This window comes from uncultured Roseicyclus sp. (genome assembly GCF_937892565.1).
Lineage (GTDB): Bacteria > Pseudomonadota > Alphaproteobacteria > Rhodobacterales > Rhodobacteraceae > Roseicyclus.
Map to the genome: position 1 here is coordinate 105,122 of NZ_CALAHQ010000094.1, position 26,168 is coordinate 131,289.

The window sequence follows — 26,168 nt, forward strand, 5'->3', positions numbered from 1 at the left end:
GTTTCACCTTTTTTCAAATACGCAATCCCCGTCCCGGAAAGCCGCGCCATGACCCCACAGGAACAATCCCTCGCAACCCGTGCCATCTGTGCGCGCGCGCCGATCATCCCTGTCCTGGTGCTGGATGATGTGGCCTGTGCACCGGCCTTGGCCAAGGCGCTGGTCGCGGGCGGTCTGCCCGCGCTTGAGGTGACGCTGCGCACGGCGGCGGCACTTGATGCGATCCGGGCGATGGCCGATGTCGAGGGCGGCATCGTGGGCGCCGGCACCTTGCTGACGCCTGCCGATATCCGCGCGGCCAAGGATGCGGGGGCGACATTCGGCGTCTCACCGGGTGCCACGCCGCGGCTTGTCGCGGCCGCGGCCGAGATTGGCCTGCCGCTGTTGCCGGGGGCGGCCACCGCATCCGAAGTCATGGCGCTCTGGGAACAGGGCTATGACATGCTGAAATTCTTTCCCGCCGAGGCCGCAGGCGGCGTGGCTGCGTTGAAATCCATCGGCGCGCCGATCCCTCAGGTTGGCTTTTGCCCCACGGGTGGCATCACGACGGAAAACGCCGCAAGCTATCTGGCGTTGCCCAATGTGATTTGCGCGGGGGGGTCCTGGGTCGCACCCAAGGCCAAGATCACCGCGGGCGATTGGGCGGGCATCACCGCCCTTGCGCGCGCCGCCGCTGCCTTGAGGCGCTAGGCTTTCAACCCATCGGCAAAGCGGATCATCCGGCTGATGGCTTCGGCAAACGCTGTGTCGGGCAGGGTGAGGGCCACACGCAGATGGCCCGCCGCCGCGCGGCCAAAGCTTTCGCCCGGCATCACCGCCACCTGTTCGGCATCAAGCAGGCGCGCGGCAAAATCATCGCCGCTGAGCCCCGTGGCGCGGATGTCGAGCATCACATACATGGCGCCTTGGGGCGGGATCGCACGGATCAGCGGGTGGTCCTTGATCTGTGCCAAAAGCATGTCGCGCCGCCGTCGAAACGGCGCGGCCACCGCTGCCTCGGCCGCCGTGCCTTGGCCGAGCGCGAACAGCCCTGCCTCCTGGATATAGCCCGGCACCCCATAGGTGGTGTGGGTGGCAAGCGTGATCAGATGGTCGATCACCGCCTCGGGACCGCACAGCCAGCCCAGCCGCGATCCGGTCATGGCATGGCTTTTTGACAGCGACCCAACCGTCAGCGTTCGCTCGGCCATGCCGGGCAGGGCGGCGATGGATCGATGTCTGCCCGCCCAGATCTGGGTATCATAGACCTCGTCCGAGATGACCCAAAGATCATGGGCCTGCGCGATGGCGGCGATACCGGCAAGGCTGGCCTCGGAATAGACCGCGCCGGTGGGGTTGTTGGGGCTGTTGATCAACAGCGAACGCGCGCCGGGGGCGGCTGTTGCCAGCGCGGCCAGATCGGGCTGAAACCCGTCTGCGCTCTGTGCTGGCACGATGACAGGGCGGGCACCCACCGCGCGGATCGTGCCTGGATAGGTCACATAATAGGGATCGATCATCAGCGCGCGACAGCCTTCGTCACAGGCGGCATGATGGGCGGCAAAAAGCGCCGATTGCGCGCCGGGGGTGATCAATATGTTTTGCGGCCCATAGGCCGTGCCATGCTGCGCGCTCAGGCGCTGTGCCACAGCGGCGCGAAGGGCCGCGATGCCCGGCACGGCAGCATAGCCCGTATGGCCCGCGCGCGCGGCGCGATCCATCGCATCCAGGATCGCAGGGTCGGTTCCGATGTCGTGCTCGCCGATGGTCAGCTCCAGCACGCGCATCCCTTGGGCCCTCATTGCGCGCGCGCGGTAAAAGATGGCCCAACCATCATCGCCATCGCCGGTCAGCGTGGCAATACGGCGCGAAGGTGTGGGCATGGCGCAAGGCTCCGGTGGATGATGACCGCGATCAGATGGTCATGCCCCGTCGCATTGGGCAAGTCCCCAACCCGCACCCGACCTGAAATCCTAATCCTGATCAGCGCTTTGGTGCCGGGAGGCGGTCGAGGTCGTCGGCCAGTCCCGCAACACCAGATCATAGCTTTCGCGAAGTCTGACGCGCAATTCCTCGGGCGTTGTTTCCCATGGCAGCACCACCCATGCCCCCCCCGTCAGATAGGGGGCGGATACCGGCCGGCTGCGGCGGATCATCGCCAGCGCATGAGACATGCCGGCCGTCCGCACCGAAAGCCCCGCCCCGGTTTCCGTGTAGGCGGCAAACATGTGACCATGGATTTTCCAGACAACCATATCCGGGCCGAAGGGCTGATCCCTGATCGCCTCGGGGAGGGTACGGCAGAACCTGTCTACGAATTCATGGCGCATTGTTTTCGTATACAAGTATATACCGAAGCCCGAGTCAAAATCATCCTGTCGGTTTTGGCCAAGCAAGGGGCGGACATGCTGACGCAGGGGCGCGCGGGGCGGGTCGTGGTTTTCAACCGGGGCGCAACCTGTTAGGCCAGTTGCGCTGCGCATCTGCGCGTCGAAAGGCATGCCATGGTCGAGATCAGGATAAGAAATTCCCGCACCCGTCGGGTGGAGTCCCTGGAACCTACGGTCATCCCGGGCCGGGTTGGAATGTATGTCTGCGGCCCGACCGTCTATGACCGCGCGCATCTTGGCAATGCCCGGCCTGCAGTGGTGTTTGACGTGCTCTATCGTCTGTTACGGCATGTCTATGGGCCCGATGCCGTCACCTATGTGCGCAACTTCACCGATGTGGATGACAATATCAACGCGCGCGCGGCCCAGACCGGCCGTCCGATCGCCGCGATCACCGAGGAAACAATCGGCTGGTATCTCGATGATATGGCTGCGCTTGGGGTGCTGGAGCCGACCGTCATGCCGCGCGCGACGGCCTATATCGGCGAGATGATCGCGATGATCGCGGAGCTGATTGCCAAGGGCCATGCCTATGAGAAGAATGGCCATGTCCTGTTCCGCGTGCGGTCCTACGCCGATTACGGCAAGCTGTCGGGCCGCTCGGTCGATGACATGATCGCAGGCGCCCGGGTCGAGGTGGCACCCTTCAAGGAAGATCCGATGGATTTCGTCTTGTGGAAGCCATCGACAGATGACCTGCCGGGATGGGACAGCCCGTGGGGTCGCGGCCGGCCTGGCTGGCACATCGAATGCTCGGCCATGGCGCATGAGCTGTTGGGCGATAGCTTCGACATCCACGGTGGCGGCAACGACCTGTTGTTTCCCCATCATGAGAACGAGATCGCCCAAAGCTGCTGCGCCCATCCCGAAGGCAGCTTCGCCCGCATCTGGATGCACAACGAGATGTTGCAGGTCGAGGGCAAGAAGATGTCCAAATCCTTGGGCAATTTCTTCACCGTGCGCGACCTGTTGGATCACGGCATCCCGGGCGAGGTGATCCGGTTTGTATTCCTGTCAACGCACTACTCCAAGCCGATGGATTGGACGGCAAGGAAAGCGGAGGAGGCGGAACGTGTATTGGCCCGCTTCCAGAGCAAGACGGCAAGGGTGGTTCCGGGGCCGGTCGATCCTCGCATCATCGAGGCGCTGGCCGCCGACCTGAACACACCCGCAGCCATCACCATTCTGCATGATCTGTTCAAGGAAGATGACGCTCCAGGGCTCGCCGCAGGCCTTGAGTTTCTTGGGCTCAACCTCGGAGGGATGACATACTGGCCCGAGAAGCACGATCTGTCACGATTGGCCGAAGACCTCGCCGCTGCGCGCCAGGCTGCGATGGCCACCAAAGATTTCAAGGCCGTCGATGCACTCAAATCCGCCCTGACCGCGGCGGGGGTCGCGGTGCGGATGAGCAAGGAGGGGGTGGAGCTTGTCCCCGGTCCGGGGTTCGATCCTGCCAAGCTGGAGGGCCTCTAGATGTCCGTCGCCCGGCCCGGATTTTCGTACGAAAATCCGCAAGACATGAATTTTCGTACGAAAATTCAGGGGATCCAACATGCCTGAGCGCCTCTACATCTACGACACCACGCTGCGCGATGGGCAACAGACCCAGGGCGTGCAATTCTCGACCAAGGACAAGATCCGCATCGCCACCGCGCTCGATGCCTTGGGGGTCGACCATATCGAAGGCGGATGGCCGGGTGCCAACCCGACCGACAGCGCCTTTTTCGAAACGGCCCCCCGCACGCGGGCCGTCATGACCGCGTTTGGCATGACCAGGCGCGCGGGGCGATCTGCGGCGAATGATGATGTGCTGGCGGCGGTCTTGAATGCGGGCACCCCGGCTGTCTGTCTGGTGGGCAAGGCGCATGATTTCCACGTCACCCAGGCGCTTGGGATCACCCTGTCCGACAACCTCGACACCATTGGCACCTCGATCGCCCATTGCGTGGCCCAAGGGCGTGAGGCGCTCTTTGATGCCGAGCATTTCTTTGACGGCTACAAGGCAAACCCCGATTATGCGCTGTCTTGTCTGCATGCGGCCTATCAGGCGGGGGCGCGCTGGGTCGTGTTGTGCGACACCAATGGCGGCACGCTGCCCGATGAGATCGGGCGCATCACCGCCAAGGTGATCGCGGCGGGCATTCCGGGCGATCGTCTTGGCATCCATACCCATAACGATCTGGATTGCGCCGTGGCGGGCGCGCTGGCCGCTGTCATGGCCGGGGCGCGCCAGGTTCAGGGCACGCTCAACGGTCTGGGCGAGCGGTGTGGCAACGCCAACCTGACGGCCCTGATCCCGACGCTCCTGCTCAAGCAACCCTATGCCAGCCGCTTCAGCACATCGATCACGCCCGAGGCGCTGGCGGGTCTGACGCGCATCTCGCGCATGCTGGACGATATCTTGAACCGTGTGCCGATGCGACAGGCGGCCTATGTGGGGGCCTCGGCCTTCGCGCACAAGGCGGGGCTGCATGCCTCGGCCATCGTCAAGGATCCCACCACCTATGAACATGTCGACCCCGCGCTGGTCGGCAATGCGCGCATCATCCCGATGTCCAATCAGGCGGGGCAGTCGAACCTGCGCCAGCGTCTGGCCGAGATGGGGCTGGATGTGCCGCGCGATCACCCCGCGCTGCCCGTCATCTTGGACGAGATCAAGGCCCGCGAGGATCAGGGCTATGCCTATGACACTGCTCAGGCCAGCTTTGAATTGCTGGCACGCCGCGCGCTTGGGGTGATGCCGCGCTTTTTCGAGGTCAAGCGCTACCGCGTCACGGTAGAGCGCCGCAAGAACAAGTATGATCAGATGGTCAGCCTGTCGGAGGCGGTGGTGGTGCTCAGGATCGGCGAAGCCAAGATGCTGTCGGTGTCCGAATCCATGGATGAGGCAGGCACCGATCGTGGCCCGGTCAATGCGCTGGCCAAGGCGCTGGCCAAGGATCTGGGCCCCTATCAGCGCTACATCGCCGATATCCGGCTGGTCGATTTCAAGGTGCGCATCACCCAGGGCGGGACCGAGGCCGTGACCCGCGTGATCATTGACAGCGAAGATGCGACCGGGCGGCGGTGGTCGACGGTGGGGGTTTCGGCCAATATCGTCGACGCAAGCTTTGAGGCCCTGCTTGAGTCCGTTTTGTGGAAACTGGTGCGCGATGGTGCGCCCGCGTCATGAGCTTTCCGGTGGATGATGCGTTCTTTGCCTTGCACGCCGATCTGCCGCGCGAGGGGCCGGGTGAAGCCGCCGATGTCGCCTGGGCGGCTGAGGTTGCGGGGCTGCGGCGGGACGCGCGCATCCTTGATGCCGCGTCCGGGCCGGGGGGCGATCTGGCTGCGCTTTTGCGGGCCGCGCCTGCGGGGCATGTCACCGCCATCGATCTGCATCCCCCGTTTGTGGCGGCCGCCCGCACGCGTTGGGGCAACCATCCGCAGGTGACGCTGCGGTTCGGCGACATGACCGAACCCGAGGGGCCGTTTGATTTCATCTGGTGTGCGGGGGCGATTTATTTTCTCGGGATCGAGGCGGCGCTTTTGGCATGGGCGCCGAAATTGGCACCGGGTGGGGCTATCGCCTTTTCCGAGCCCTGCCTGTTCACCGATGCCCCCTCGGAGGGCGCAATCGCCTTTTGGGAAGGGTATGCGCGCTTGACCGATGCATCGGGCATTGCGGTGCAAGTGCAAGCCGCGGGGTTCACGACGCTGGCCACGCGTGTAATCGGCGACATCGGCTGGGAGGGTTATTATCGCCCGATGGAAGCCCGCATCGCCGGCCTGCGCCCGGTCGCTGATGCGGCCCTGGCGGCGGTGCTGGATCAGGCCGAGGGAGAAATCGCGGCTTGGCGGGCACATCGCGTGGAAACGGGTTATCTCTTGTCTGTGGTACGACCGGCGCGGGTGCCGGGATCGGTGCTTGGGCTTGGGCCGGGGCCGGGGGCCTTGGCGTCATGAGCTTGCAATCTTGTGCCGAGTTGGTCGCGCGCGGCGATCCGGATCGCTTTCGGGCAAGCATGGCCGCGCCCATTGCGGCGCGCCGTGTGCTGTTGCCGCTCTACGCCCTCAACGTCGAGATCAGCCGCGCCCCTTGGGTGACGGCCGAACCGATCATTGCGGAAATGCGGCTGCAATTCTGGCGCGATGTCGTGGGCGAACTGGCCGCGGGCAAACCGCCGCGCGCCCATGAGGTTGCCCAACCATTGGCACAAGCGGTGCCGCAAAAACTGATCGGCGCGCTGGATGCGATGATCGTGGCCCGGCGTTGGGATATCTATCGCGACGCTTTTGCCGATCAGGATGCCTTTGCGGCCTATCTGGACGACACCGCCGCCACGCTTGTCTGTGTGGCGGCGCGTGCGCTTGGCGCGCCCCCAGAGGCCGAGCCGGTCTTGCGCGATGCGGGTTGGGCCTTTGGTTTGGCCAATTATCTGAGGGCTGTTCCCGCGCTGGAGGCAGCGGGCCGGGTGCCGTTGGTCGATGGCAGGCCCGCCGCGCTCCGCGATCTGGCGCGCGAGGGGCTTGCGCGACTTGCGCGCGCGCGGGGCGCACGCAACATGGTGCCGCGCGCCGCCCGTCCGGCGCTTTTTGCCGGGTTTCGCGCCGAGCCCGTCTTGCGCATGGTGTTGGCCGATCCGGGGCGCGTGGGCGCGCGATCGCTGCCGGATGCGGGCCTGCGCGACAGTCTGCGTCTGGCAGGGATCGCGTTGACGGGGCGCTGGTAACCCGCAAGCCGCCCCCGCCGTCAGGCGGGGATGGCATCCTTGGGACGCAGGGCCAGCCAGATCAGGGCCGCCCCCGCCAGCATCAAGAACGGCAACATGGCAAGGTTCACCGCTGTCCAGCCGGTCTGAACATCGTCGCCAAAGCTCATCATCAGGCCAGACGACAGCGAGGCGAAGGTGACGCACCCGAAGACCAGAAAATCGTTCATCCCCTGCACCCGGCCGCGTTCCTCGGGGGAATGGGCTTGGGTCAGCATGGCGGTGGCACCGATGAAGCCGAAATTCCAACCGATGCCCAAAAGCACGAGCGACACGAAGAACTGTGTCAATTCCACCCCGCTCAGTGCCACAGCGCCTGCCGCCGCCAGCAGCGCAAGCCCCAGTGCCACGATCCGCATCGCACCAAAGCGCGCGATCAGATGACCGGTGACAAACGAGGGCGCATACATCGCGATCACATGCGCCGAAACGATATCGGCGGCATTGCCGGTGGAAAAGCCGCATCCCACCACCGCCAGCGGCGTGGAGGTCATCATCAGGTTCATCAGCGCATAGGAAACCATGCCACAGATCACCGCCACCGCGATGCGCGGATCACGCAGCAATGCGCGGCGGCTGCGGCCTTGGGTCGTGCCGGGCTTGGGGGGCACGGGCCTTGGCACGTCGAGAAAGACAAAAAGCCAAGCCCCTACCAGATTGATCAGCACCACAAAGAGATAGGAGCCCACAAAGGGGATCACGGTGGCATCGACGCTGAACTTGACCAGTTGCGGGCCAAGCAGGGCGGACAAGAGCCCGCCCGCCATGACATAGGAAATCGCCTTGGGCCGAAACGTCTGGGATGCGGTATCGGTTGCGGCGAAACGGTAGAAGCCTTGCGCCGACATGTAGATGCCGGTCAGGTAGGAGCCGATCAGGAACACCGCGAAGCTGTCGATCCAGAGCCCCCAAGCCGAGGCCGCCGCCCCCGCCGCACCGCCCATCGCACCCACGACAAAGCCCAGGCGCCGCCCAAAGCGCTGCATCAGCGCCGAGAGCCAGGGCGCCGTGGTCATCGAGCCAAAGACGATGAGCGAGATCGGAATGGTCGCCAGCGCGGGCGAGGGGGCGATCATCAGCCCCGCCAAGCCGCCCACGGTGAAGATCAGCGGCATCTGCGCGCCAAGGATTGCCTGGGCTGCGACCAGCACCGCGACATTGCGTCTGGCGCGGCGGTCGTCCGGGGCTGGGGCCACGATATCGGGGGTCGTGTCTGTCATGGGGTTGGGGTAACGGCTTTGACAGCGCCCGTCCAGAGGCCGCCGTGTTGCGCGGCTTGTGTGCGGGGTATGCGTATTTTTGGAAAGATGAAGGATCTTGCCGTGCTGCAGGCACCCAAACGGATCGAGACCGAGGCCGATCTTGCGGCGGGGGCCGTGGTGCTGGTGGCACGCGATCCGCGCTTTGTACCGATTCTGGCGGCAGTCGGGCCCTTGCCCTTGCGCCGGAACGCCGACGGGTTCGGGGCCCTTTTTGCAGCGATCGTGGGCCAGCAGATTTCGACCGCAGCCGCCGCAGCGATCTGGGCGCGGCTCGAGGCGGGCGGTCTGACAGAGCCCGCTGCCATCTTGAGCGCCCCCGACGATGTGTTGCGCAAAGCGGGTCTGTCGCGGCCCAAGATCGGCTTTGCGCGTGGGCTGGCCCGTGCCGATCTCGATTATGCCGCGCTGCGCGATCTGCCAAGTGCTGCGGTGGTGACGCAGTTGGTGGCCTTGCCGGGTATCGGGCGCTGGACGGCCGAGATTTATGCCAGCTTTGCGCTGGGGCATGCCGATGTAATTGCCGCCGGTGATCTGGCGTTGCAGCAGGCGGCGGCGCGCGCCTTTGGTCTGCCCACCCGGCCCGGCGAGCGCGACTTGCGCCGGATGGCGGAGGATTGGGCACCTGTGCGTGCGGTTGCCGCGCGCGCGCTTTGGGCCTACTACCGCTGCGCAACCAACCGGGAGGGCATCTGGTGACGCGGGTTCTGGATTACGGCACGGTGCCGGCACAGTCGGGTCAGGCCGACAGCATGGTGATCTTTCTGCATGGCTATGGGGCGGATGGGGCCGATCTTTTGGGTCTGGCCGATCCGCTTGGCCCGCATCTGCCCGATACGATGTTCCTGGCCCCCAACGCGCCGGAACGCTCGGCCATGAACCCGATGGGATTTCAGTGGTTCCCGATCCCGTGGATCGACGGTTCCTCCGAGGAGGCGGCCGCGATGGGACTGGCGCGGGCAAGCGCCGATCTGAACGCCTTTCTGGATCGGGTGATGGTCGACCATGACATGTTGCCCGAACAGGTGGCGCTGGTGGGGTTCAGCCAGGGCACGATGATGAGCCTTGAGGTCGCGCCGCGCCGCGCCGATGCGCTGGCGGGGGTCGTGGGTTTTTCGGGGCGTCTGATCGGCCCCGAGGCGCTGATCGATGAGGTGGTGTCGCGCCCGCCGATCTTGCTTGTTCATGGCGATGCCGATGAGGTGGTGCCGCCACAGGCCCTGCCCGAGGCGGCCGGGGCGCTCGAGGCGGCCGGGTTTTCCGAGGTCTATGCCCATGTGATGCGCGGCACCGGCCATGGCATCGCACCTGACGGGCTGTCGGTGGCGCTGGCCTTCTTGCGGCAGGTGCTGGGCCAGGAACGGCGCTAGAAGCACGCGGCTGTCATGAAACTGTCCGATCCATGTGGGACAAGCCGGGCATGCCACCCCTGTATCTGGTAGGGCTTGCCCTGTGCGAAAGCCCATATATAGTGGTCGCTGTGCTGGGGCGGGGCTCCCGCCTTGGTGCTTGCATGACGAGCAGACAGGGTGGGAACGGAGTCGCACATGGACGCCGCATCACAGATTGAGTTCAGAACGCATTTCGTTCGCGCCCCCGGTGCGCTCAAAAGCCACCCGGCTTTGGTGCTGAACGCGGATTACCGGCCCTTGAGCTACTATCCGCTGTCGCTGTGGCCCTGGCAGGAGGCCGTCAAGGCCGCGTGGTTGGACCGGGTCGATATCGTGGCCGAATATGACGAGATGGTCCGATCGCCGTCGACGCAGATCAGAATCCCGTCGGTTGTGGTGCTGAAGGATTACGTCAAACCCCAAAAGCGCGTGGCCTTCACGCGCTTTAATCTTTTCTTGAGGGATGAATTTTCCTGTCAGTATTGCGGGTCCAAGGGGGATCTGACCTTTGACCATGTGGTGCCGCGCGCACGCGGTGGGGTGACAAGCTGGGAAAATGTCGTCGCGGCCTGTTCGGGATGCAATCTGCGCAAGGGTGCCAAGAGCCTGCGCCAATCGGGGCTGAGCTTGCGCAAGGCGCCACGCCAGCCGGGCGCCGAGGAATTGCGCAACATGGGGCGCAAGTTCCCGCCGGGATATCTTCATTCCAGCTGGCTCGATTTCCTCTATTGGGACAGCGAACTGGAAGCGTGAGTGCGCGCCGCGTGACAGGGGGGGCTTGCGCCGGTATCATGAACGCCGAACCCTGATCCTGGAAGGCAACCGCCCATGTCTGACCCGTTTTTTCAACCGCCTTCGGGCACCGACCTGCCGCGCTACGCGGGTGTGCCAAGCTTCATGCGGCTGCCCGTTCTGCCCGAAGGGCATCCCAGACGCGCCGAGGTCGATATCGGCATTTTCGGCCTGCCTTGGGATGGGGCGACATCCAACCGTCCGGGCGCGCGCCATGGGCCGCGCGCGTTGCGCGATGCCTCGACCATGGTGCGCGCGCGCAACCGCGCCACGGGGCAAGAGCCCTTCGCATCGGCCCGCATCGCCGATCTGGGCGATGTGGCGATGAGCCCGGTCGATCAGGACGAAGCGCTTGGCAATGCCCAGAGCTTTGTGCGCGGCATGCTGGCGCAAGGCATCCGGCCCTTCATGGTGGGGGGCGACCATCTGTGCACGCTGACGGTGTTGCGCGAATTGCGCGCGGCGCGTGGGGCGCCCTTTGGGCTGGTGCTGCTTGACAGCCACACCGATCTTTACCCCCCCTATTTCGGGGGGCGCACGCTGACCCATGGCAATCCGTTCCGTCAGGCCATCGACGAGGGCTGTCTGGACCCGACGCTGTGCGTGATGGCGGGGATGCGCGGCACCTCGTACAACACCGAGGATTTTGACTACGGCCTTGAACGGGGCGTGCGCATCTTGCCGATCGAGGAGTGTATGGATCTGGGTTGGCCGCAGGTGATGCAGATCGCCCGCACGGTGGTGGGGCGCGCGCCCGCCTATCTGAGCTTTGACATCGATTTCATCGATCCCGCCTATGCCCCCGGCACCGGCACGCCCGAGGTGGGCGGGCCCACAAGCTTTGAGGCGATCCAATGCGTGCGGGCCTTGCGTGGGCTTGATCTGATTGGTGCCGATCTGGTCGAGGTGTCGCCGCCCTTTGATGTGGGGGGCACGACCGCATGGCTTGGGGCTTCGGTGATGTTCGAGATCTTGTGCGCCATGCAAGCCTGAGGGGTCTTTTGCTGGACTATCGCTTGCGCTGGGTGTAGACGCCGGGATAGAAAATTGTTAGCGCTAACAAAGCGGCATGGATGCTTTGGAAGGACAAAAATGGTTTCGCGCGTCATTCCGGTCGAACCCTTTGATCTGGTGATTTTCGGGGCGACGGGTGATCTTGCCCGGCGCAAGATCTTGCCGGGGCTTTATCGGCGGTTTTGCGATGGGCAGATGCCGGCCGAGGCCTGCATCATCGGGGCTGCGCGCAGCGAACAAGACAGCGCCGCATGGCAGGCGCAGGTGATCGAGGCGATCGAAACCTTTGTGCCGGCCGCCAAACGCGATGCAACCAGCCTGAATGCATTTTGTGCCCGGTTGGCCTATGTCGCGGTCGACGCACAGGGCGAACGGGGGTGGGCGGATCTGGCGGCGCGCATGCGCGCGGACCGGGTGCAGGCCTTTTATTTCTCGGTCGCGCCTTCGCTGTTCGGGGCTTTGGCGGAACGCTTGCATCACTTCAACATCGCACGGCAAGATGCTAGGATTGTTGTTGAAAAGCCGTTTGGCCGTGATCTGGAAACGGCACGGGCGCTCAATGCCACGCTGGCTGCACATTTCCACGAGACCCAGATTTATCGCATCGATCATTATCTGGGCAAGGAAACGGTGCAAAACCTGATGGCCGTGCGCTTTGGCAACACGCTGTTCGAACCGCTCTGGAACGCGCAGTATGTCGATCATGTCCAGATCACGGTCGCCGAAGAGGTGGGCGTGGGCGGGCGCGGGGCCTATTACGACACCTCCGGCGCGATGCGGGACATGGTGCAAAACCACCTGATGCAGCTGTTGTGCCTGACCGCGATGGAGCCGCCGGCCCGCTTTGATCCCGATGCCGTGCGCGACGAAAAGCTCAAGGTGATCCGCGCGCTCGATCCCGTTGCCCCCGCGCAGATCGTGCGCGGCCAGTATCAGGCGGGCGTGCAGCCCGCGTATCTGGTCGATGTCGAAAACCCCGTCAGCCGCACCGAAAGCTTCATCGCCATGAAGCTGCATATCGCCAACTGGCGCTGGAGCGGCACACCCTTTTACCTGCGCACCGGCAAGCGGATGAAGGCGCGCAAATCCGAGATCGTGATCCATTTCAAGAAACCCCCGCATTCGATCTTTGATGCCGATGCGGGTGGGCGTGCCAATGTCTTGTCCATTCGCCTCCAGCCCGATGAGGGGATCGATCTGCGTGTGACGATCAAGGAACCGGGGCCGGGCGGCATGCGGTTGATCGATGTGCCGCTCGACATGAGCTTTGCCGAGGCGCTGGGGCCCGAGGCGGCGGATGTGCCCGATGCCTATGAGCGTCTGATCATGGATGTGATCCGGGGCAACCAGACGTTGTTCATGCGTGGCGACGAGGTCGAGGCCGCCTGGGGCTGGACCGATCCGATCATCGCCGCGTGGGAAGCAAAGGGCGACCGCCCCTTGCCCTATGCGCCGGGCAGCACAGGGCCAGAGGAAGCCGCAATCATGCTGCATCGGGATGGGCGGCGCTGGCGGGAGATTTGACATGGAGCTGATCGAATACCCTGACCGCGATTTGATGATGCTGGCATTGGCCGACCGTTTGACCGGCGATCTGGGCCTTGCGCTGCGGATGAATGCGCGCGTCACGCTGTCGGTTCCCGGCGGCACGACGCCCGGACCGATCTTTGACATGCTTTGTGCGCAGGATCTGGATTGGGATCGCGTGGCGGTGGTGCTGAATGATGAACGCTGGGTCCCCGAAGACAACCCGCGTTCCAACACCGCGCTTTTGAAGCAACGTCTCTTGATATCAAAGGCATCCAGCGCGACATTGATACCGCTTTATGCCACGGCCGCAGCGCCCGAGGACAAGATCGCGGAACTGGCGGCGGATTTGCTGCCGCATCTGCCGCTGTCGGTTTTGTTGTTGGGGATGGGGGCCGATATGCACACCGCCAGCCTGTTTCCGGGGGCCGATGCTCTGGCCGCTGCTCTGGCCGATGACGCGCCGCCGCTTATGGTGCTGCGCGCCCAAGGGGCGGGCGAGCCGCGCGTGAGCCTGACCGCACCGGTTCTGCGGGCGGCCATGTCGACCCATGTGGTGATCACAGGCGCCGAGAAACGCGTCGCGATCGAACGGGCGGCGACCCTTTCGCCGATGGAGGCGCCCATCGCCTGTGTCTTGGGGCAAGCGGTGGTGCATTGGGCGGCATGATGGACATGGATGGGCTTTGGCAAGATCTGCGCGCGCATGCGGCGCGGGTTGCGGATCGTTCGATCGTGTCGCTTTTCGAGGATCCGGGGCGCGCGGCGCGCTTTTCCTGGGCTTTGGGCGACATGCTGTTTGACGCCTCGAAAACCCAGATCGACGATGGGGTTCTGGCGGCCCTGATCGCGCTGGCGCGTGGGGCCGGGGTCGAGGCGCGGCGCGACGCGATGTTTTCGGGCGCGACAATCAACGAGACCGAGGGGCGCGCGGTGCTGCACACCGCCTTGCGCGCGGCCGAGGGGCCGATCCTGGTCGCGGGTCATGATGTCTTGCCCGCCATTCAGGCGACCCGCGCGCGCATGGCCGATTTCGCGCAAGCCGTTCGGTCGGGCGCGCTCACGGGCGCGGGCGGGCGCTACACCGATGTGGTCAATATCGGTATCGGCGGGTCCGATCTGGGCCCGGCCATGGCGACGCTGGCGCTTGGCCCCTATCATGACGGCCCAAGGGTGCATTTCGTGTCGAATGTCGATGGCGCCCACATTCACGATACGCTGCAAGCACTTGATCCAAAAACGACTTTGGTGGTTGTTGCCTCCAAGACCTTTACCACCATCGAAACCATGACCAATGCCGATACCGCCCGGGTCTGGATGGCGCGCGCGGTGGATGATCCGGCCGCCCAGTTCGTGGCGCTGTCAAGTGCGACCGACCGCACCGCCGCCTATGGCATCGATCCGGCCCGCGTCTTTGGTTTCGAGGATTGGGTGGGCGGGCGCTATTCGCTTTGGGGGCCGATCGGGCTTGGCCTGATGATTGCCATCGGCCCCGAGCGCTTCGAGGCCTTTCTGGCCGGTGCGCGTGCGATGGATGCGCATTTCCAAAGCGCTGATCTGGCGCGGAACCTGCCGGTTGTATTGGCACTGGTGGGCATGTGGCACAATCAGGTGCAAGACCATGCCACCCGCGCCGTTTTGCCCTATGATCAACGACTTCAGCGGTTGCCCGCCTATCTTCAACAGCTCGAGATGGAAAGCAACGGCAAGCGCGTCGGGATGGATGGGCGCGATCTGACCCAACAGTCGGGCCCCGTGGTCTGGGGTGAACCCGGCACAAACGGGCAGCACGCCTTTTACCAGTTGATCCATCAGGGCACCCGCGTGATCCCCTGTGAATTCCTGATCGCCGCCGAAGGGCATGAGCCCGATCTGGCCCATCATCACCGTCTGCTTGTCGCCAATTGTCTGGCGCAATCCGAGGCGCTGATGCGCGGTCGCGATCTGGATCAGGCACGCATGCTGATGCAGGCGCAGGGGCTGTCGGGCGCCGAACTGGACCGTCAGGCCCGCCACCGGGTCTTTCCCGGCAACCGCCCCTCGACCACGCTGATCTATCGCAAGCTGACGCCCTTTGTGTTGGGCCAGATCATCGCGCTTTATGAGCATCGGGTCTTTGTCGAAGGGGTGATCCTGGGGATCAACAGCTTCGATCAATGGGGGGTTGAGCTGGGCAAGGAATTGGCCCGTGCGCTTGAACCCGTGCTGGCCGGGCAAGATGATGGCGCGCACAAGGACGGATCGACACGACAGCTGGTGGAATTTGTGCGCCGCGGGTGACGGGCGCGCCCGCTGACAATCGGGGGATGGGCGTATCTGGTCCGTGCGGATGGCGGGGTGCGGCCTTCGGTCGCCCGCATCGTGGCGCAGGCGCGTCGGAACGCGCTTTCATCCCGTATGCAGTTGGATACACCTGATCCCAAGGCGAGGAAGGATCTGGTTTGACGGCAATCGACCCTGTCTGGCGCGAGGCGGCCACGGCACTTGTCATCGGGGCTGCCGGGGCTGCTCTGTTTTGGGTGATCGGGTTTCCGGCCGCCTTGCTGACGGGACCGGCAACCGCCGTTTCCATCGCCACGGTTCTGGGGGTGCGCTGCACCATCCCGCCGCTGTTGCGCGACGGTGTGTTCTTGCTGATCGGGGTCTCGATCGGCAGCACGGTCACCCCCGAGGTGATCGCCACCGCGATGGCTTGGCCCTTGTCGCTGGCGGTTCTGACGGTAACCCTGGTGCTGGTCTTGATCATCGCGATGATCGCGCTGGAGCGGTTGTTCCGCTTTGACCGAATGACCGCGATGCTGTCGGCCACGCCCGGGCATCTGAGTTATGTGCTGGGTCTGTCCACCGAGATGGGCGCAGATGTGCCGCGTGTGGCGCTGGTGCAATCGGTGCGGGTCTTGCTTTTGACGCTGGTGGTGCCGGTTCTGGTGGCGCTTTGGGGGGTGGAAGGCACGGCCAATCTGCAAGATCGGGGTGGCATTGCGATCTGGGCCATTTTCGTCATCTTTCCGTTGTCGATCCTGCTGGGCCTGGGGTTGAAGCGCCTGCATGTGCCCGCGCCCTTGTTGTTGGGCGCGATGGGGGTGTCGGCCTTGGGGCAGGGTGCAGAGATCACGCCCGGGGCTTTGCCGGATTGGCTGATCGGTGCTGCCTTTGTGGCGATGGGTTCGCTGATCGGCACGCGGTTTGTGGGGGTGGATCGCGGGGCTTTGGCCGGGGCGATTCTGGCGGGGCTGGTGTGTACTCTGGTTGCCTGTGGTGTGGCAGCACTTGGGGCGGTTCTGGCCTCCGAGATCGTCGGGCTGCCGCCTGCGGTGTTGTTGTTGGCCTTCGCGCCCGGCGGGGTGGAGGTGATGGCGGCGATTGCCATCGAAACCGGGCTGGAGCCGGCATTTGTTGCGGCCCACCATGTGTTTCGGCTTTTGGTGCTGACGGTGATCGTGCCCGTGATGGTCATCTGGGCGCGGCGATCCTGAGGCGGCGACATCACGGCGCCCTCTGTGGCCCCTTCGGGTCATCCGCCGCTTCCGGCACGTGTCCTGGTCACGCGGGCAGCGCGCGGTATGGAGCGGGTAGCGGGAATCGAACCCGCGCGTTCAGCTTGGGAAGCTGACAGGCTGCCATTACATCATACCCGCCTGATGCCGATCAGATAGTCCCGCCCGGCCGGGCCCGTCAAGACCCGACACAGGCCCGAGAGCTATCCGCGCCGCCGCCGTCTGCGGCCGGTGCCATCATCCTCGCCCGGGGCCATCCCCGATGCGCCAAAAGCCACGCGCGGCAAATGAACGATCCTGGCCAATTCCGGGAAGGGATCGGTCGCATGCGGGATGGCATTGGCGTTGACGAAATGTTCCTGAAAGCGCGGCTCGATCGCGGTTTCGATCTTGTCGATGGTCTTGACCACCGCTTCGATGCGTGTGCGGGCCGCCCGGTTGCACAGCGCGATCCGCGCGCCATGCCCGGCCGCGTTGCCCGCGCTGGTCACATGATCCAGCGCCACATCGGGGATCATGCCCAGCACCATCGCATGTTTGGGGCTGATATGGGCACCAAAGGCGCCGGCCAGCACGACGCGGTCGACCTTGTCCACGCCGCGCTTGTCCATCAACAGACGCGCACCGGCGTAAAGGGCGGATTTGGCCAGTTGGATGGCGCGAATATCGCCCTGGGTGACGGTGATGCGAGGACCGCCCACATCGGTCGCGTCATGCACGAGATAGGCAAAGGTGCGCCCCGTCGGCTCGCAGCGCGCCGAACCGGTGGCCTCGGGCCCGCCGATCAGGCCCGAGGCATCCAAAATCCCGGCCATGCGCATTTCGGCAACCGCCTCGATGATGCCCGAGCCACAAATGCCGGTGACGCCGCTGTCCTTTGTGGCTTGGGCAAAGTCGGGATCGGTGGACCACAGATCGCAGCCGATCACCTTGAAACGCGGCTCCTTGGTGATGGGGTCGATTTCGATCCGCTCGATGGCACCGGGCGCGGCGCGCTGGCCCGCGCTGATCTGGGCGCCCTCAAAGGCCGGTCCGGTGGGTGAGGAACAGGCCAGAACCCCGGATGTGTCGCCCAGCAAGATTTCGGCATTGGTGCCGACATCGACAATGAGCGTCAGCTCTCGGGCATGATTTGGTTCTTCCGACAGGGCCACGGCAGCGGCGTCAGCGCCCACATGCCCTGCAATGCAGGGCAGGATATAGACCTGTGCGGTGGGCGCGATCGTGGTCAGCCCGATCTGAGCTGCGTCCAGGGTCAGGCTGTCCGATGTGGCCAGCGCAAACGGGGCCTGGCCCAGTTCGACCGGGTCGATCCCCAACAAGAGATGGTGCATGACCGGGTTGCACACGATGACGGTTTCCACGATCAGGGCGGGGTCGATCCCACCCTCGGCTGCGATCTCGACGGCCAATGTGGCAATGGCCTGCTGCACGGCTTGGGTCAATTCGGCATCGCCACCGGGGTTCATCATCACATAGGAGACACGGCTCATCAGATCCTCACCAAAGCGGATCTGCGGGTTCATCAGCCCCGAGGAGGCCAGCACATGCCCATCGCTCAGATCGCACAGATGGGCCGCGATGGTGGTCGAGCCCAGATCGATCGCAAGCCCGTAAAGCCCACCCTCATGCAGGCCGGGCCATATCCCCAGGATTTGGTATTCATCCGTATGTGCAGGCTGGTGGAGGGCAACGCTGACCTGCCAGTTGCCCTTGCGCAGGGCGGGTTGCAGCTTTTTCAAGATATTGAGCGATGCGCTGACGCGCGCGATCTGCCACTGGTCCCGCAGCGCGGTCCGCAGTCTTTCAAGATCCCCCGAGGGTTCGTGCATGTCAGGTTCGACCACCTCGACCAGCACGAGGCGTGTCGCGGGGTCCATGGTGATCGGCCGGGCAGAGGCCGCCTTGCGCACGACCTGACGGTGGACCTGACTTTCGGGGGGGACATCGACGACCACATCGCCCTGAACGGTTGCCTGACAGCCCAGCCGCCGGCCGGGTTTCAATCCGCGCACGCGCTGATAGCGGTCTTCGACGGCGTTCCATTCCGAAAGCGCCCCCTCATGGACGGTCACACCATGTTTTGGAAAATCACCATAGGAGGGTGCGATCTGGCATTTCGAACAGATGCCGCGCCCGCCGCAGACACTGTCAAGATCGACGCCCAACTGCCGCGCGGCCGTCAGGATCGGGGTGCCTGTGGCAAAGCGGCCGCGCTTGCCTGAGGGGGTAAAGATGACAAGTGGGTCTTGGGTCATTGCGCGCACTCGGCCAGATGCGAATTTTCGTACGAAAATTCGCGTGTTGCGAAAATTCGTACGAATTTTCGGGTCAGAACAGGATGTTTACGGGTCGTTTCGTGCAAAAGACCACAAGCTGGCCATTGCATTCCACCAGATGCCAGCCGCGGCGGCGCACCTCGTCTTCGAAGTTGGCGCGGCCTACTTCCGCCTCGACCCAATGCAGCGAGCGGCGCACCACGCCGCCATAGCGCACGGCCTTGGCCGAAAAGACCTGATCGACCCAAGGGGCGGACGGCAGAGCGATGGCTGGGCGCAACGGATACATGCGCGCCAGCTTTCACAGTATTGGTAAACATGCGGTTAACCGCCATCACCCCTCGCGCCGCCGCCGACCACCCGCCCGCCCGCCGCGGAGCGCTGCATCGGGATCCTGGTTGAAGCGGATCCATGCGCCGCCACCCATATCCTGGTTCATCAGGAAATTCGCGGCGCGGATCGCCTCCATTTCCTTGCCGGGGCGCGATCTGGTCGAGCCCATGCCGAAAAGCTTCACAAAGGCCTCATCCTCCAGATCGGGCGGCAAGATGATACCGGCTGCCTCGATCTCAGCCCTTTTGGCGGCGATGGCCTTTGGGCCGATGGGAAGCGCCACGGGGTTCATGATGGCACTTGTCATGCCTGCGCCATAGGCCATGGGCAAGAACGCGTTGTTGATGCCGTGGCGGTTGGGAAGCCCGAACGAGATGTTGGAGGCGCCACAGGTCGTGTTCACCCCCAATTCCTCGCGCAAGCGCCGCACAAGCGTGAACACCTGCTGGCCCGCCGTGCCCATCGCGCCGATGGGCATGACCAGCGGGTCCACGACGATGTCATGGGCAGGAATGCCGTAATCGGCGGCGCGTTCGACGATCTTCTTGGCCACCGCAAAGCGCACCTCGGGGTCTTCGGAGATGCCGGTGTCGTCATTCGAGATGGCAACAACGGCGACATTGTATTTCTTGACGAGCGGCAGCACCATCTCAAGGCGCTCTTCCTCGCCGGTCACGGAATTGACCAAGGGGCGGCCATGGGCGGCGGCAAGCCCGGCTTCAAGTGCACCGGGCACCGAGCTGTCGATGCAGATCGGGCAATCGGTGACCTCCTGGACCACGCGGATGAGTTCCGGCATCAGCATCGGCTCGACAAAGTTGTTGTCGGCATAGCGCGGATCTTCGCCCATCTTGTTGGAAAACACTGCGCCCGAATTGACGTCGAGCACCGTGGCGCCCGCTTCGACCTGTGCGATGGCATCGGCCTGCACCCGGCTGAAATCGCCGCGTTCCAGCTCTTCGTTGAGGATCTTGCGGCCCGTGGGGTTGATGCGTTCGCCGATCACGCAAAAGGGCTGATCAAAGCCGATGATCGTGGTGCGGGATCTTGATTCGATGATGGTGCGGGTCATTGGGATGGCGCCCTTTCTCAGGATGCGATGGCGGGGCGGGCTGTCGCGCCGCCATGGTCTGTGGCCCAGTTGGCATTGGTCTTGATGCCACCCAAGGGAAAGAAATGGATGCATTCGATCGCCTGCCCACGCCCTTGCGCGCGCGCGCTGGCCAGATCGGTCAGGACCTCGGTCGGCTCGAAGGGCAACAAGAGCTTGGTCACATCCTTGGCACGTTTTTGCAGCACCGAAAGCGAGGCGCCCACACCACAGGCGATGGCGAATTTGATCAGCGTCTGCAACTTGGCGGGCCCCGCCACACCCAGATGCACCGGCATGGTGATGCCATGAGCGGCCAGCCGGTCGCACCAATCCAGGACCGGTCCGGCCTCAAAGGCAAACTGGGTTGCCATGGCAAAGCTTGCATCCGAGCGATTGGCGAAATCCTGTTTCCATTTCAGCGCGGCCATCACTTCGGCCTCGCCACCTCTGGGGTCGATGTCGCGGTTGCCCTCGGGGTGGCCGGCCACATGCAGCCGTTCGAAGCCATCAAAAAGGCCGGTTTCCAATAGCTGCATCGACGAGTGGAATTCCCCATGCGGCGCAGCGATGCCGCCCGCCAGGATCAGCCCCTCGGTCACGCCCGCCTCTCCGCGGTAGCGCGCGATCCAATCGGCCAGTGTGGCGCGGTCGGGGATCGAGCGGGCGGGGAAATGCGGCATGGGCGCGTAGCCCTCGGCGCTGAGCCGTTTGGCGGTGGCCAGCATCTCGTCAAAGGGGGTGCCGTCGATATGGGCGATGTAGACACGCGTGCCCATGGGCAGAAGTGCGCGGAAATCCTCGACCTTTTCGGCGGTGCGCGGCATCACCTCGATCGAATAGCCTGTCAGCAGCGCCTCAAGACTGGCGGTCGGCGTCTGGGGCGCGCTTTGCCCCTTGCGAAAATTCAGAAGTGCCATTGCGATCTCCCAAAACGAGGCCATGACCTCAGGCGATGTCGGTTTCGAAGCCATCGGCCGCGATCAGGCGCTTGAGGCGTTCGGTGTCATAGGCGGCGTCCAGATGCGCGGCTTGGGCTGCGGCGATTTCGACGGGGTCGCCCGCGATCTCGCCCGCCTCGATGCGGCGCCATTCGGCCAGATAGGCATCCTGGTCCTTGGCGCCGATCTTCATCGCGCAGCGGTCGATGGCCTGTTCGAACCGCTCGGGCAGCACTGCCTTGGATCCGGCCCGGCCCTTGCCCACGATGACTTGCGCGGGAATGTCGCGCCAGAAGACATGGGTGACGATGGGCATGGGCGGCATCCTTTTTCGGGCCAAATCATATCAGTCTGGCGGGCACCATAGGCGAGCGACCGGGCAGGGCACGCTCCGAATTCGACACTCGCCGGGGCGAGAGCGACCCCGGCCAACCCAACAGATAGCCCCGGTGCGTTCGGTGCGCGAGGGGCGGGGTGGCCAGAAATATTCATCAAGATCTTGAAAGACCCCTTCAGTTTTGTCCGGTGGCATTGCCATCGTCATTGTGAGCGCGCGCCGCGGTTGCTACACTGAAGGCAACTTGTGATTTCGGAGGCCCGCAATGTCGCGCAAGCGCAAAGGCGGTGGCGATCCGTTCCCCGGTTCCGCGGCCATCGTGCCCCTTGTGGTGACGCATGCCCCGCCTGAAGAACGGCGCCCCGCGCCCGTCCCTCGGCCCGATCCGGCCGATCTTTATGCCGCGCTCGATCTGGGCACGAATTCCTGTCGCATGCTGATTGCCCAGCCCAAGGGCACGCAGCTGCATGTCGTGGATTCGTTTTCCAAAAGCGTGCAGCTTGGCCAGGGGCTTGAGGCGTCGGGGCGGCTAAGCCGCGCGTCGATGGCGCGCGCGGTGGGCGCGTTGAAAATCTGTCAGCGCAAGCTTGAAAAACATCGCGTCAGCCGCATGCGGCTGGTGGCGACCGAAGCCTGCCGGCGTGCCAGCAATGCCGCCGAATTCATTTCGGTGGTCGAACGCGAAACCGGGCTGTCGCTGGAAATCATCAAGCCCGAGGAAGAGGCGCGGTTGGCGGTGGTGTCTTGCGCGCCGCTTGTCTCGACCAAGACCGAGCAGTTGCTGGTGGTCGACATCGGCGGCGGCTCGACCGAATTGGTCTGGATCGATCTGAGCGAGGTCCCACGGCTTGAGCGGCCGCGCGCCATCATGCGGCTGCATCAGGGATTTGACCATGTCGAGACGCTGTTCAAACGCGCGCGCGTTGTGGATTGGATCTCGATCCCCCTTGGGGTGGCAACGCTCAAGGATCTGTATTCCGATGTGGCCGATGATGGTGGGCGCTTTGCGCTGATGAGTTGGTATTTCGAGGAAAAGCTGGCCGGGTTTTCCCCTTACGAGAATGCCGCCGATCAGGCCCGCGAGGGATTCCAGATCATCGGCACCAGCGGCACGGTGACGACGGTGGCGGCCTCGCATCTGGGGCTCAAGCGCTATGACCGCAACAAGGTCGACGGGCTGCGCATGACCTCGGATCAGATCGACCGGGTAATTCAGGAATATCTGACGCTCGGGCCCGAAGGGCGGCGGCGCGATCCGCGCATCGGGCGCGATCGGCAGACGCTGATCATGTCGGGGGCCGCGATCTTGCAGGCGTTGTTGCGGGCTTGGCCCACCGACCGGCTGAGCGTGGCCGATCGCGGCCTGCGCGAGGGCTTGCTTTACGCACAGATGTCGGCCGATGGCGTGCTGGAGGAAGGGCCGTTCTGACGCTTGTGCCGTCCCGGCGCGCTACGGCCCCGGGGGCGACTGTGGGGGCGTTGCTTGCGTATTTTGGGAAAGATGAAGGTGCGGGCGCTTGACCGGGGGGGCCGCGCCCTAGGTTTGGCATCAAGAGCGCACCACAAACGAGCATAGACAGCCATGACCGCCCCCGTGATCTATTGGAGCCGCAGGGATTTTCGCCTGTCGGACAATCCCGCGCTGGTGGCGGCCTGTGCCAGCGGCGCGCCCGTCATTGCGGTCTTCTTGTGTGACGAGGTGGTCGAGGCTTTGGGGGCTGCGCCCAAATGGCGGCTGGGTTTGGGGGTAGGGGCATTCGGCCTGCGGCTGGCCGGGGCGGGCAGTCGGCTCGTGCTGCGCCGGGGCGGCGCGCTCGCAACGCTGATGACGCTTGTGGCCGAAACGGGGGCCAGGGCGGTGCATTGGAACCGGCTCTACGACCCCGAAAGCCGCACGCGCGATGAGGCGGTCAAATCCGCCCTCAAGGCGGCGGGCATCGCGGCGGTCAGCCATGCCGGCCATCTGGTCCATGAACCCTGGGAGGTTCAGACCGGAACGGGTGGGTTCTACAAGGTCTACACACCCTTCTGGAAGGCGGTGCGCGACCGCGATGTGGCCGCACCCCTGGCCGTTCCAAGGATTGTTGCGCCTGCGCAATGGCCTGACAGCGAGGTGCTGGAGGAGTGGGGGCTGGGGGCCGCGATGGGGCGCGGCGCGGATATCGTTCAGGCCCATTGCCAGATCGGCGAGGCAGCCGCCGCCGCCCGGCTGGAGGCGTTCGTGGACCAGCGCATCGCGGCCTATGCGGAAAATCGTGACAGGCTCGATCTTGATGGCACTTCGGGGCTGTCGGAAAACCTGACGCATGGCGAGATTTCGGCGCGCATCTGCTGGCAGGCGGGCCTTCGCGCGATGGCGATGGGCAAGGCGGGGGCCGAGACCTTTCTCAAGGAACTGATCTGGCGCGATTTCGCCTATCATCTTGTCCATCACACGCCCCATATCACCAGCCGCAACTGGCGGCCGGAATGGGATGGGTTTGGCTGGAACACCGACGCCAGCCATCCCGATGTGATGGCATGGATGCGCGGGCGCACAGGCATGCAAGCGGTCGATGCCGCCATGCGCGAGATGTATGTGACCGGCCGCATGCACAACCGCGCCCGGATGTTGGTTGCGTCCTACCTGACCAAGCATCTGCTGAGCCATTGGAAGATCGGGATGGATTGGTTTGCCGAGTGTCTGGTCGATTGGGATCCGGCCAGCAATGCCATGGGTTGGCAATGGTCGGCGGGATCGGGTCCCGATGCCACACCCTATTTCCGGGTCTTCAACCCCGAGACACAAGCCGAGAAATTCGACCCGCTTGGGCGCTATCGTCGTGCATGGGTGGCCGAGCTGTCGCAACGCCCGCCCGAAAGCGCACTGGCCTATTTCCGCGCCATCCCGCATCACTGGCGCATGGCGCCGAACGATCCCTATCCCGCGCGGCCCGTGGTCGATGCGGCCACAGGGCGCCAGCGGGCGTTGCTTGCCTATGAAAACAGAGGCTTCTGAGGCAAGGGCTGCAATCAGTGCTTGTGCTGGAGAGCGTGTTCTGGCCAAATCCCGCGCCAGACGAGAGGATAAGATGGACGTCAAAACCACCACGAAGGGAGAGGCCAATCTCCCTCGCTATTTTCAGGCCGTGTTCGACACCGCCACCAAGATGCAACATGGTCGGCTCGACATCGTCTTGCCCGATGGGCGGGTGTTTCGTGCCGCCGGTCACGGGCCGGGCCCGGTGGCCGAATTGCACATCCATAATCCCGACATCTTTGCGCGGCTCATCCGCGAGGGCGATCTGGGCTTTTGCGAGGCCTATCTGGATGGCTGGTGGTCAACACCCGATCTGCAGGATTTCATGGATCTGGTGCATGCCGACAATGAAGACGTCTATGACGGCTTTCTGGGTATGGGGGCGATCCGGGCCTTTGAAAAGCTGCGTTTCTGGTGGCAATCCAATTCCCGGCGTCAGGCACGCAAGAACATTTCGCATCATTATGATCTGGGCAACAGCTTTTACGGGCTGTGGCTGGATGAAACCATGACCTATTCCTCGGCGCTGTTTGCCACGGGGCAAGAAAGCCTGGAGGCGGCACAGATTGCCAAATACGCCTCCATGATCGACCAGATGGGCGCACAGGCCGGCGATCACATCCTTGAGATCGGGTGTGGCTGGGGTGGGTTTGCCGAATATGCCGCCAAAGAGCGGGGAATGACGGTCACGGGGCTGACCATCAGCCGCGAACAGTATGACTATGCCGTGGCACGCATCAAGGATGCGGGGCTGTCGGACCGGGTGACCATCAAGTTGCAAGATTACCGCGACGAACGCGGCCAGTATGACGGCATCGCTTCGATCGAGATGTTCGAAGCTGTAGGCGAACGCTATTGGCCCACATATTTCAATGTGTTGCGCGATAATCTCAAACCCGGAAAGAATGCGACGCTGCAGATCATCACGGTGCAAGATCGCCGTTGGGAAATCTACCGCCGGGGTGTGGATTTCATTCAGAAATACATTTTCCCGGGCGGCATGTTGCCCGCCCCCAAGATCTTGCGCGCCGAGGTCGAGCGCGCGGGGCTGCGCGTGGCCCATTCCATCGAGTTCGGCGAAAGCTACAGCCAGACCCTGCGCCGCTGGCATGACAGCTTCAATGACAGATGGGATGACGTGGCCAAGCTGGGCTTTGACGACCGGTTTCGGCGGATGTGGAATTTTTACCTGACCTCATGCGCCGCGACCTTTCATTTCGGCAATACCGACGTGACCCAGATCACGGTGACGCGCCCCGGATAAGCGGCGGGGGGAGACATGACCGATATCTTCTTGTTCGGCACGCTGTGCCATGCCCCTGTGCTGCGGATCGTGGCGGGAAGGGATCTGGCGGTGCGTCCGGCGGTCTTGCCGGGGGCGTGCGTGCTGCGCGCGGCTGCAACGGGATGGCCCGTCCTGGTCGCGTGGCCGGATACGACCGCACAGGGGTTGTTGATTTCGGTCGATGACGCAACACTGGCCCGTCTGGATGCCTATGAGGCCTGTTTTGGATATCGGCGGTCGCCTGTCCGCGTGACGATCGGCGGCACCGCCCATGACGCCAC

At 64.2% G+C, this 26,168-nt stretch carries 25 protein-coding genes and 1 tRNA gene; 17 read left to right on the forward strand and 9 right to left on the reverse strand.

Translation table 11 applies throughout. The features are described 5' to 3' along the window. Positions 1-48: 48 nt before the first annotated feature. The gene (eda, locus tag Q0094_RS13380; RefSeq protein ID WP_297620525.1) at positions 49-690 is read left to right on the forward strand and encodes a bifunctional 4-hydroxy-2-oxoglutarate aldolase/2-dehydro-3-deoxy-phosphogluconate aldolase; all 642 of its coding nucleotides are present in this window, start codon (positions 49-51) and stop codon (positions 688-690) included. Here eda and Q0094_RS13385 read toward each other — a convergent pair. Both Q0094_RS13385 and Q0094_RS14500 read right to left on the reverse strand, forming a co-directional pair. Further along, entirely contained in the window at positions 687-1,862 is a 1,176-nt protein-coding gene (locus tag Q0094_RS13385; protein ID WP_297620528.1) for an aminotransferase class I/II-fold pyridoxal phosphate-dependent enzyme, read from the reverse strand. The genes eda and Q0094_RS13385 overlap by 4 nt on opposite strands. A gap of 90 nt (positions 1,863-1,952) precedes the next feature. Then, positions 1,953-2,603, reverse strand: coding sequence for an MmcQ/YjbR family DNA-binding protein (locus Q0094_RS14500; RefSeq protein ID WP_366940296.1), 651 nt, complete (start codon positions 2,601-2,603; stop codon positions 1,953-1,955). Between Q0094_RS14500 and cysS the strand changes: the two genes are divergently transcribed. The 4 genes from cysS to Q0094_RS13410 all read left to right on the forward strand — a co-directional run bounded on the left by cysS (position 2,484) and on the right by Q0094_RS13410 (position 7,084). Further along, entirely contained in the window at positions 2,484-3,845 is a 1,362-nt protein-coding gene (cysS, locus tag Q0094_RS13395; protein WP_297620531.1) for a cysteine--tRNA ligase, read from the forward strand. The genes Q0094_RS14500 and cysS overlap by 120 nt on opposite strands. 79 nt (positions 3,846-3,924) lie before the next feature. Then, on the forward strand, positions 3,925-5,544 hold the full coding sequence (gene cimA / locus Q0094_RS13400; RefSeq protein ID WP_297620534.1) for a citramalate synthase: 1,620 nt from the start codon (positions 3,925-3,927) through the stop codon (positions 5,542-5,544). Then, positions 5,541-6,317: a trans-aconitate 2-methyltransferase gene (locus Q0094_RS13405; protein ID WP_297620537.1), complete on the forward strand. Its 777-nt coding sequence runs from the start codon at positions 5,541-5,543 to the stop codon at positions 6,315-6,317. Before cimA ends, Q0094_RS13405 begins: the two co-directional genes overlap by 4 nt. Beyond that, on the forward strand, positions 6,314-7,084 hold the full coding sequence (locus Q0094_RS13410) for a squalene/phytoene synthase family protein (RefSeq protein WP_297620540.1): 771 nt from the start codon (positions 6,314-6,316) through the stop codon (positions 7,082-7,084). Before Q0094_RS13405 ends, Q0094_RS13410 begins: the two co-directional genes overlap by 4 nt. A 20-nt stretch (positions 7,085-7,104) precedes the next feature. Here the strand turns inward: Q0094_RS13410 and Q0094_RS13415 are convergent, their stop codons facing one another. Next, on the reverse strand, positions 7,105-8,343 hold the full coding sequence (locus Q0094_RS13415) for an MFS transporter (RefSeq protein ID WP_297620545.1): 1,239 nt from the start codon (positions 8,341-8,343) through the stop codon (positions 7,105-7,107). An 87-nt stretch (positions 8,344-8,430) separates the two neighbouring features. Between Q0094_RS13415 and Q0094_RS13420 the strand changes: the two genes are divergently transcribed. From Q0094_RS13420 to Q0094_RS13455, 8 genes are all read left to right on the forward strand, one after another. Further along, positions 8,431-9,081: a DNA-3-methyladenine glycosylase 2 family protein gene (locus Q0094_RS13420; protein ID WP_297620548.1), complete on the forward strand. Its 651-nt coding sequence runs from the start codon at positions 8,431-8,433 to the stop codon at positions 9,079-9,081. Continuing rightward, entirely contained in the window at positions 9,078-9,752 is a 675-nt protein-coding gene (locus tag Q0094_RS13425; protein ID WP_297620551.1) for a dienelactone hydrolase family protein, read from the forward strand. Before Q0094_RS13420 ends, Q0094_RS13425 begins: the two co-directional genes overlap by 4 nt. Positions 9,753-9,929: 177 nt before the next feature. Next, a complete protein-coding gene (locus Q0094_RS13430; protein ID WP_297620554.1) occupies positions 9,930-10,526 on the forward strand; it encodes an HNH endonuclease in 597 nt (198 codons plus the stop codon). Between the two features lie 75 nt (positions 10,527-10,601). After that, the gene (locus tag Q0094_RS13435) at positions 10,602-11,558 is read left to right on the forward strand and encodes an agmatinase (RefSeq protein WP_297620557.1); all 957 of its coding nucleotides are present in this window, start codon (positions 10,602-10,604) and stop codon (positions 11,556-11,558) included. A gap of 99 nt (positions 11,559-11,657) precedes the next feature. Further along, entirely contained in the window at positions 11,658-13,103 is a 1,446-nt protein-coding gene (zwf, locus tag Q0094_RS13440; protein WP_297620560.1) for a glucose-6-phosphate dehydrogenase, read from the forward strand. Between the two features lies 1 nt (position 13,104). Then, a complete protein-coding gene (gene pgl, locus Q0094_RS13445) occupies positions 13,105-13,776 on the forward strand; it encodes a 6-phosphogluconolactonase (protein WP_297620563.1) in 672 nt (223 codons plus the stop codon). A gap of 5 nt (positions 13,777-13,781) precedes the next feature. Continuing rightward, positions 13,782-15,386 carry a glucose-6-phosphate isomerase gene (gene pgi / locus Q0094_RS13450; RefSeq protein ID WP_297620603.1) on the forward strand — a complete coding sequence of 535 codons (1,605 nt, stop codon included), beginning with the start codon at positions 13,782-13,784 and terminating at the stop codon, positions 15,384-15,386. 161 nt (positions 15,387-15,547) lie between these two features. Beyond that, positions 15,548-16,582, forward strand: coding sequence for an AbrB family transcriptional regulator (locus tag Q0094_RS13455; RefSeq protein WP_297620566.1), 1,035 nt, complete (start codon positions 15,548-15,550; stop codon positions 16,580-16,582). 88 nt (positions 16,583-16,670) lie between these two features. Here the strand turns inward: Q0094_RS13455 and Q0094_RS13460 are convergent. The 6 genes from Q0094_RS13460 to Q0094_RS13485 form a co-directional block, all read right to left on the reverse strand. Beyond that, positions 16,671-16,744: transfer RNA gene (locus tag Q0094_RS13460), tRNA-Gly, on the reverse strand. A 62-nt stretch (positions 16,745-16,806) separates the two neighbouring features. Beyond that, positions 16,807-18,861: an ASKHA domain-containing protein gene (locus Q0094_RS13465; protein WP_297620569.1), complete on the reverse strand. Its 2,055-nt coding sequence runs from the start codon at positions 18,859-18,861 to the stop codon at positions 16,807-16,809. A 73-nt stretch (positions 18,862-18,934) separates the two neighbouring features. After that, positions 18,935-19,171 carry an N-(5'-phosphoribosyl)anthranilate isomerase gene (locus tag Q0094_RS13470; protein WP_297620572.1) on the reverse strand — a complete coding sequence of 79 codons (237 nt, stop codon included), beginning with the start codon at positions 19,169-19,171 and terminating at the stop codon, positions 18,935-18,937. A 45-nt stretch (positions 19,172-19,216) separates the two neighbouring features. After that, entirely contained in the window at positions 19,217-20,287 is a 1,071-nt protein-coding gene (locus tag Q0094_RS13475; RefSeq protein ID WP_297620575.1) for a dihydropteroate synthase, read from the reverse strand. A 17-nt stretch (positions 20,288-20,304) separates the two neighbouring features. Next, entirely contained in the window at positions 20,305-21,225 is a 921-nt protein-coding gene (locus Q0094_RS13480) for a methylenetetrahydrofolate reductase (protein ID WP_297620578.1), read from the reverse strand. A 28-nt stretch (positions 21,226-21,253) separates the two neighbouring features. Further along, positions 21,254-21,562 carry a virulence factor gene (locus tag Q0094_RS13485; protein ID WP_297620581.1) on the reverse strand — a complete coding sequence of 103 codons (309 nt, stop codon included), beginning with the start codon at positions 21,560-21,562 and terminating at the stop codon, positions 21,254-21,256. Positions 21,563-21,848: 286 nt separating this feature from the next. Here Q0094_RS13485 and Q0094_RS13490 point away from each other — a divergent pair, with 286 nt between their 5' ends. The 4 genes from Q0094_RS13490 to Q0094_RS13505 all read left to right on the forward strand — a co-directional run. After that, a complete protein-coding gene (locus Q0094_RS13490) occupies positions 21,849-23,012 on the forward strand; it encodes a Ppx/GppA phosphatase family protein (RefSeq protein WP_297620584.1) in 1,164 nt (387 codons plus the stop codon). A gap of 153 nt (positions 23,013-23,165) precedes the next feature. Further along, entirely contained in the window at positions 23,166-24,581 is a 1,416-nt protein-coding gene (locus Q0094_RS13495) for a deoxyribodipyrimidine photo-lyase (RefSeq protein ID WP_297620586.1), read from the forward strand. A 73-nt stretch (positions 24,582-24,654) separates the two neighbouring features. Beyond that, complete coding sequence (locus tag Q0094_RS13500; RefSeq protein WP_297620589.1) at positions 24,655-25,866, forward strand: cyclopropane-fatty-acyl-phospholipid synthase family protein; 1,212 nt, start codon at positions 24,655-24,657, stop codon at positions 25,864-25,866. 15 nt (positions 25,867-25,881) lie between these two features. Next, on the forward strand, positions 25,882-26,168 hold a 287-nt coding region (locus Q0094_RS13505), incomplete at its 3' end, for a gamma-glutamylcyclotransferase family protein (RefSeq protein WP_297620591.1).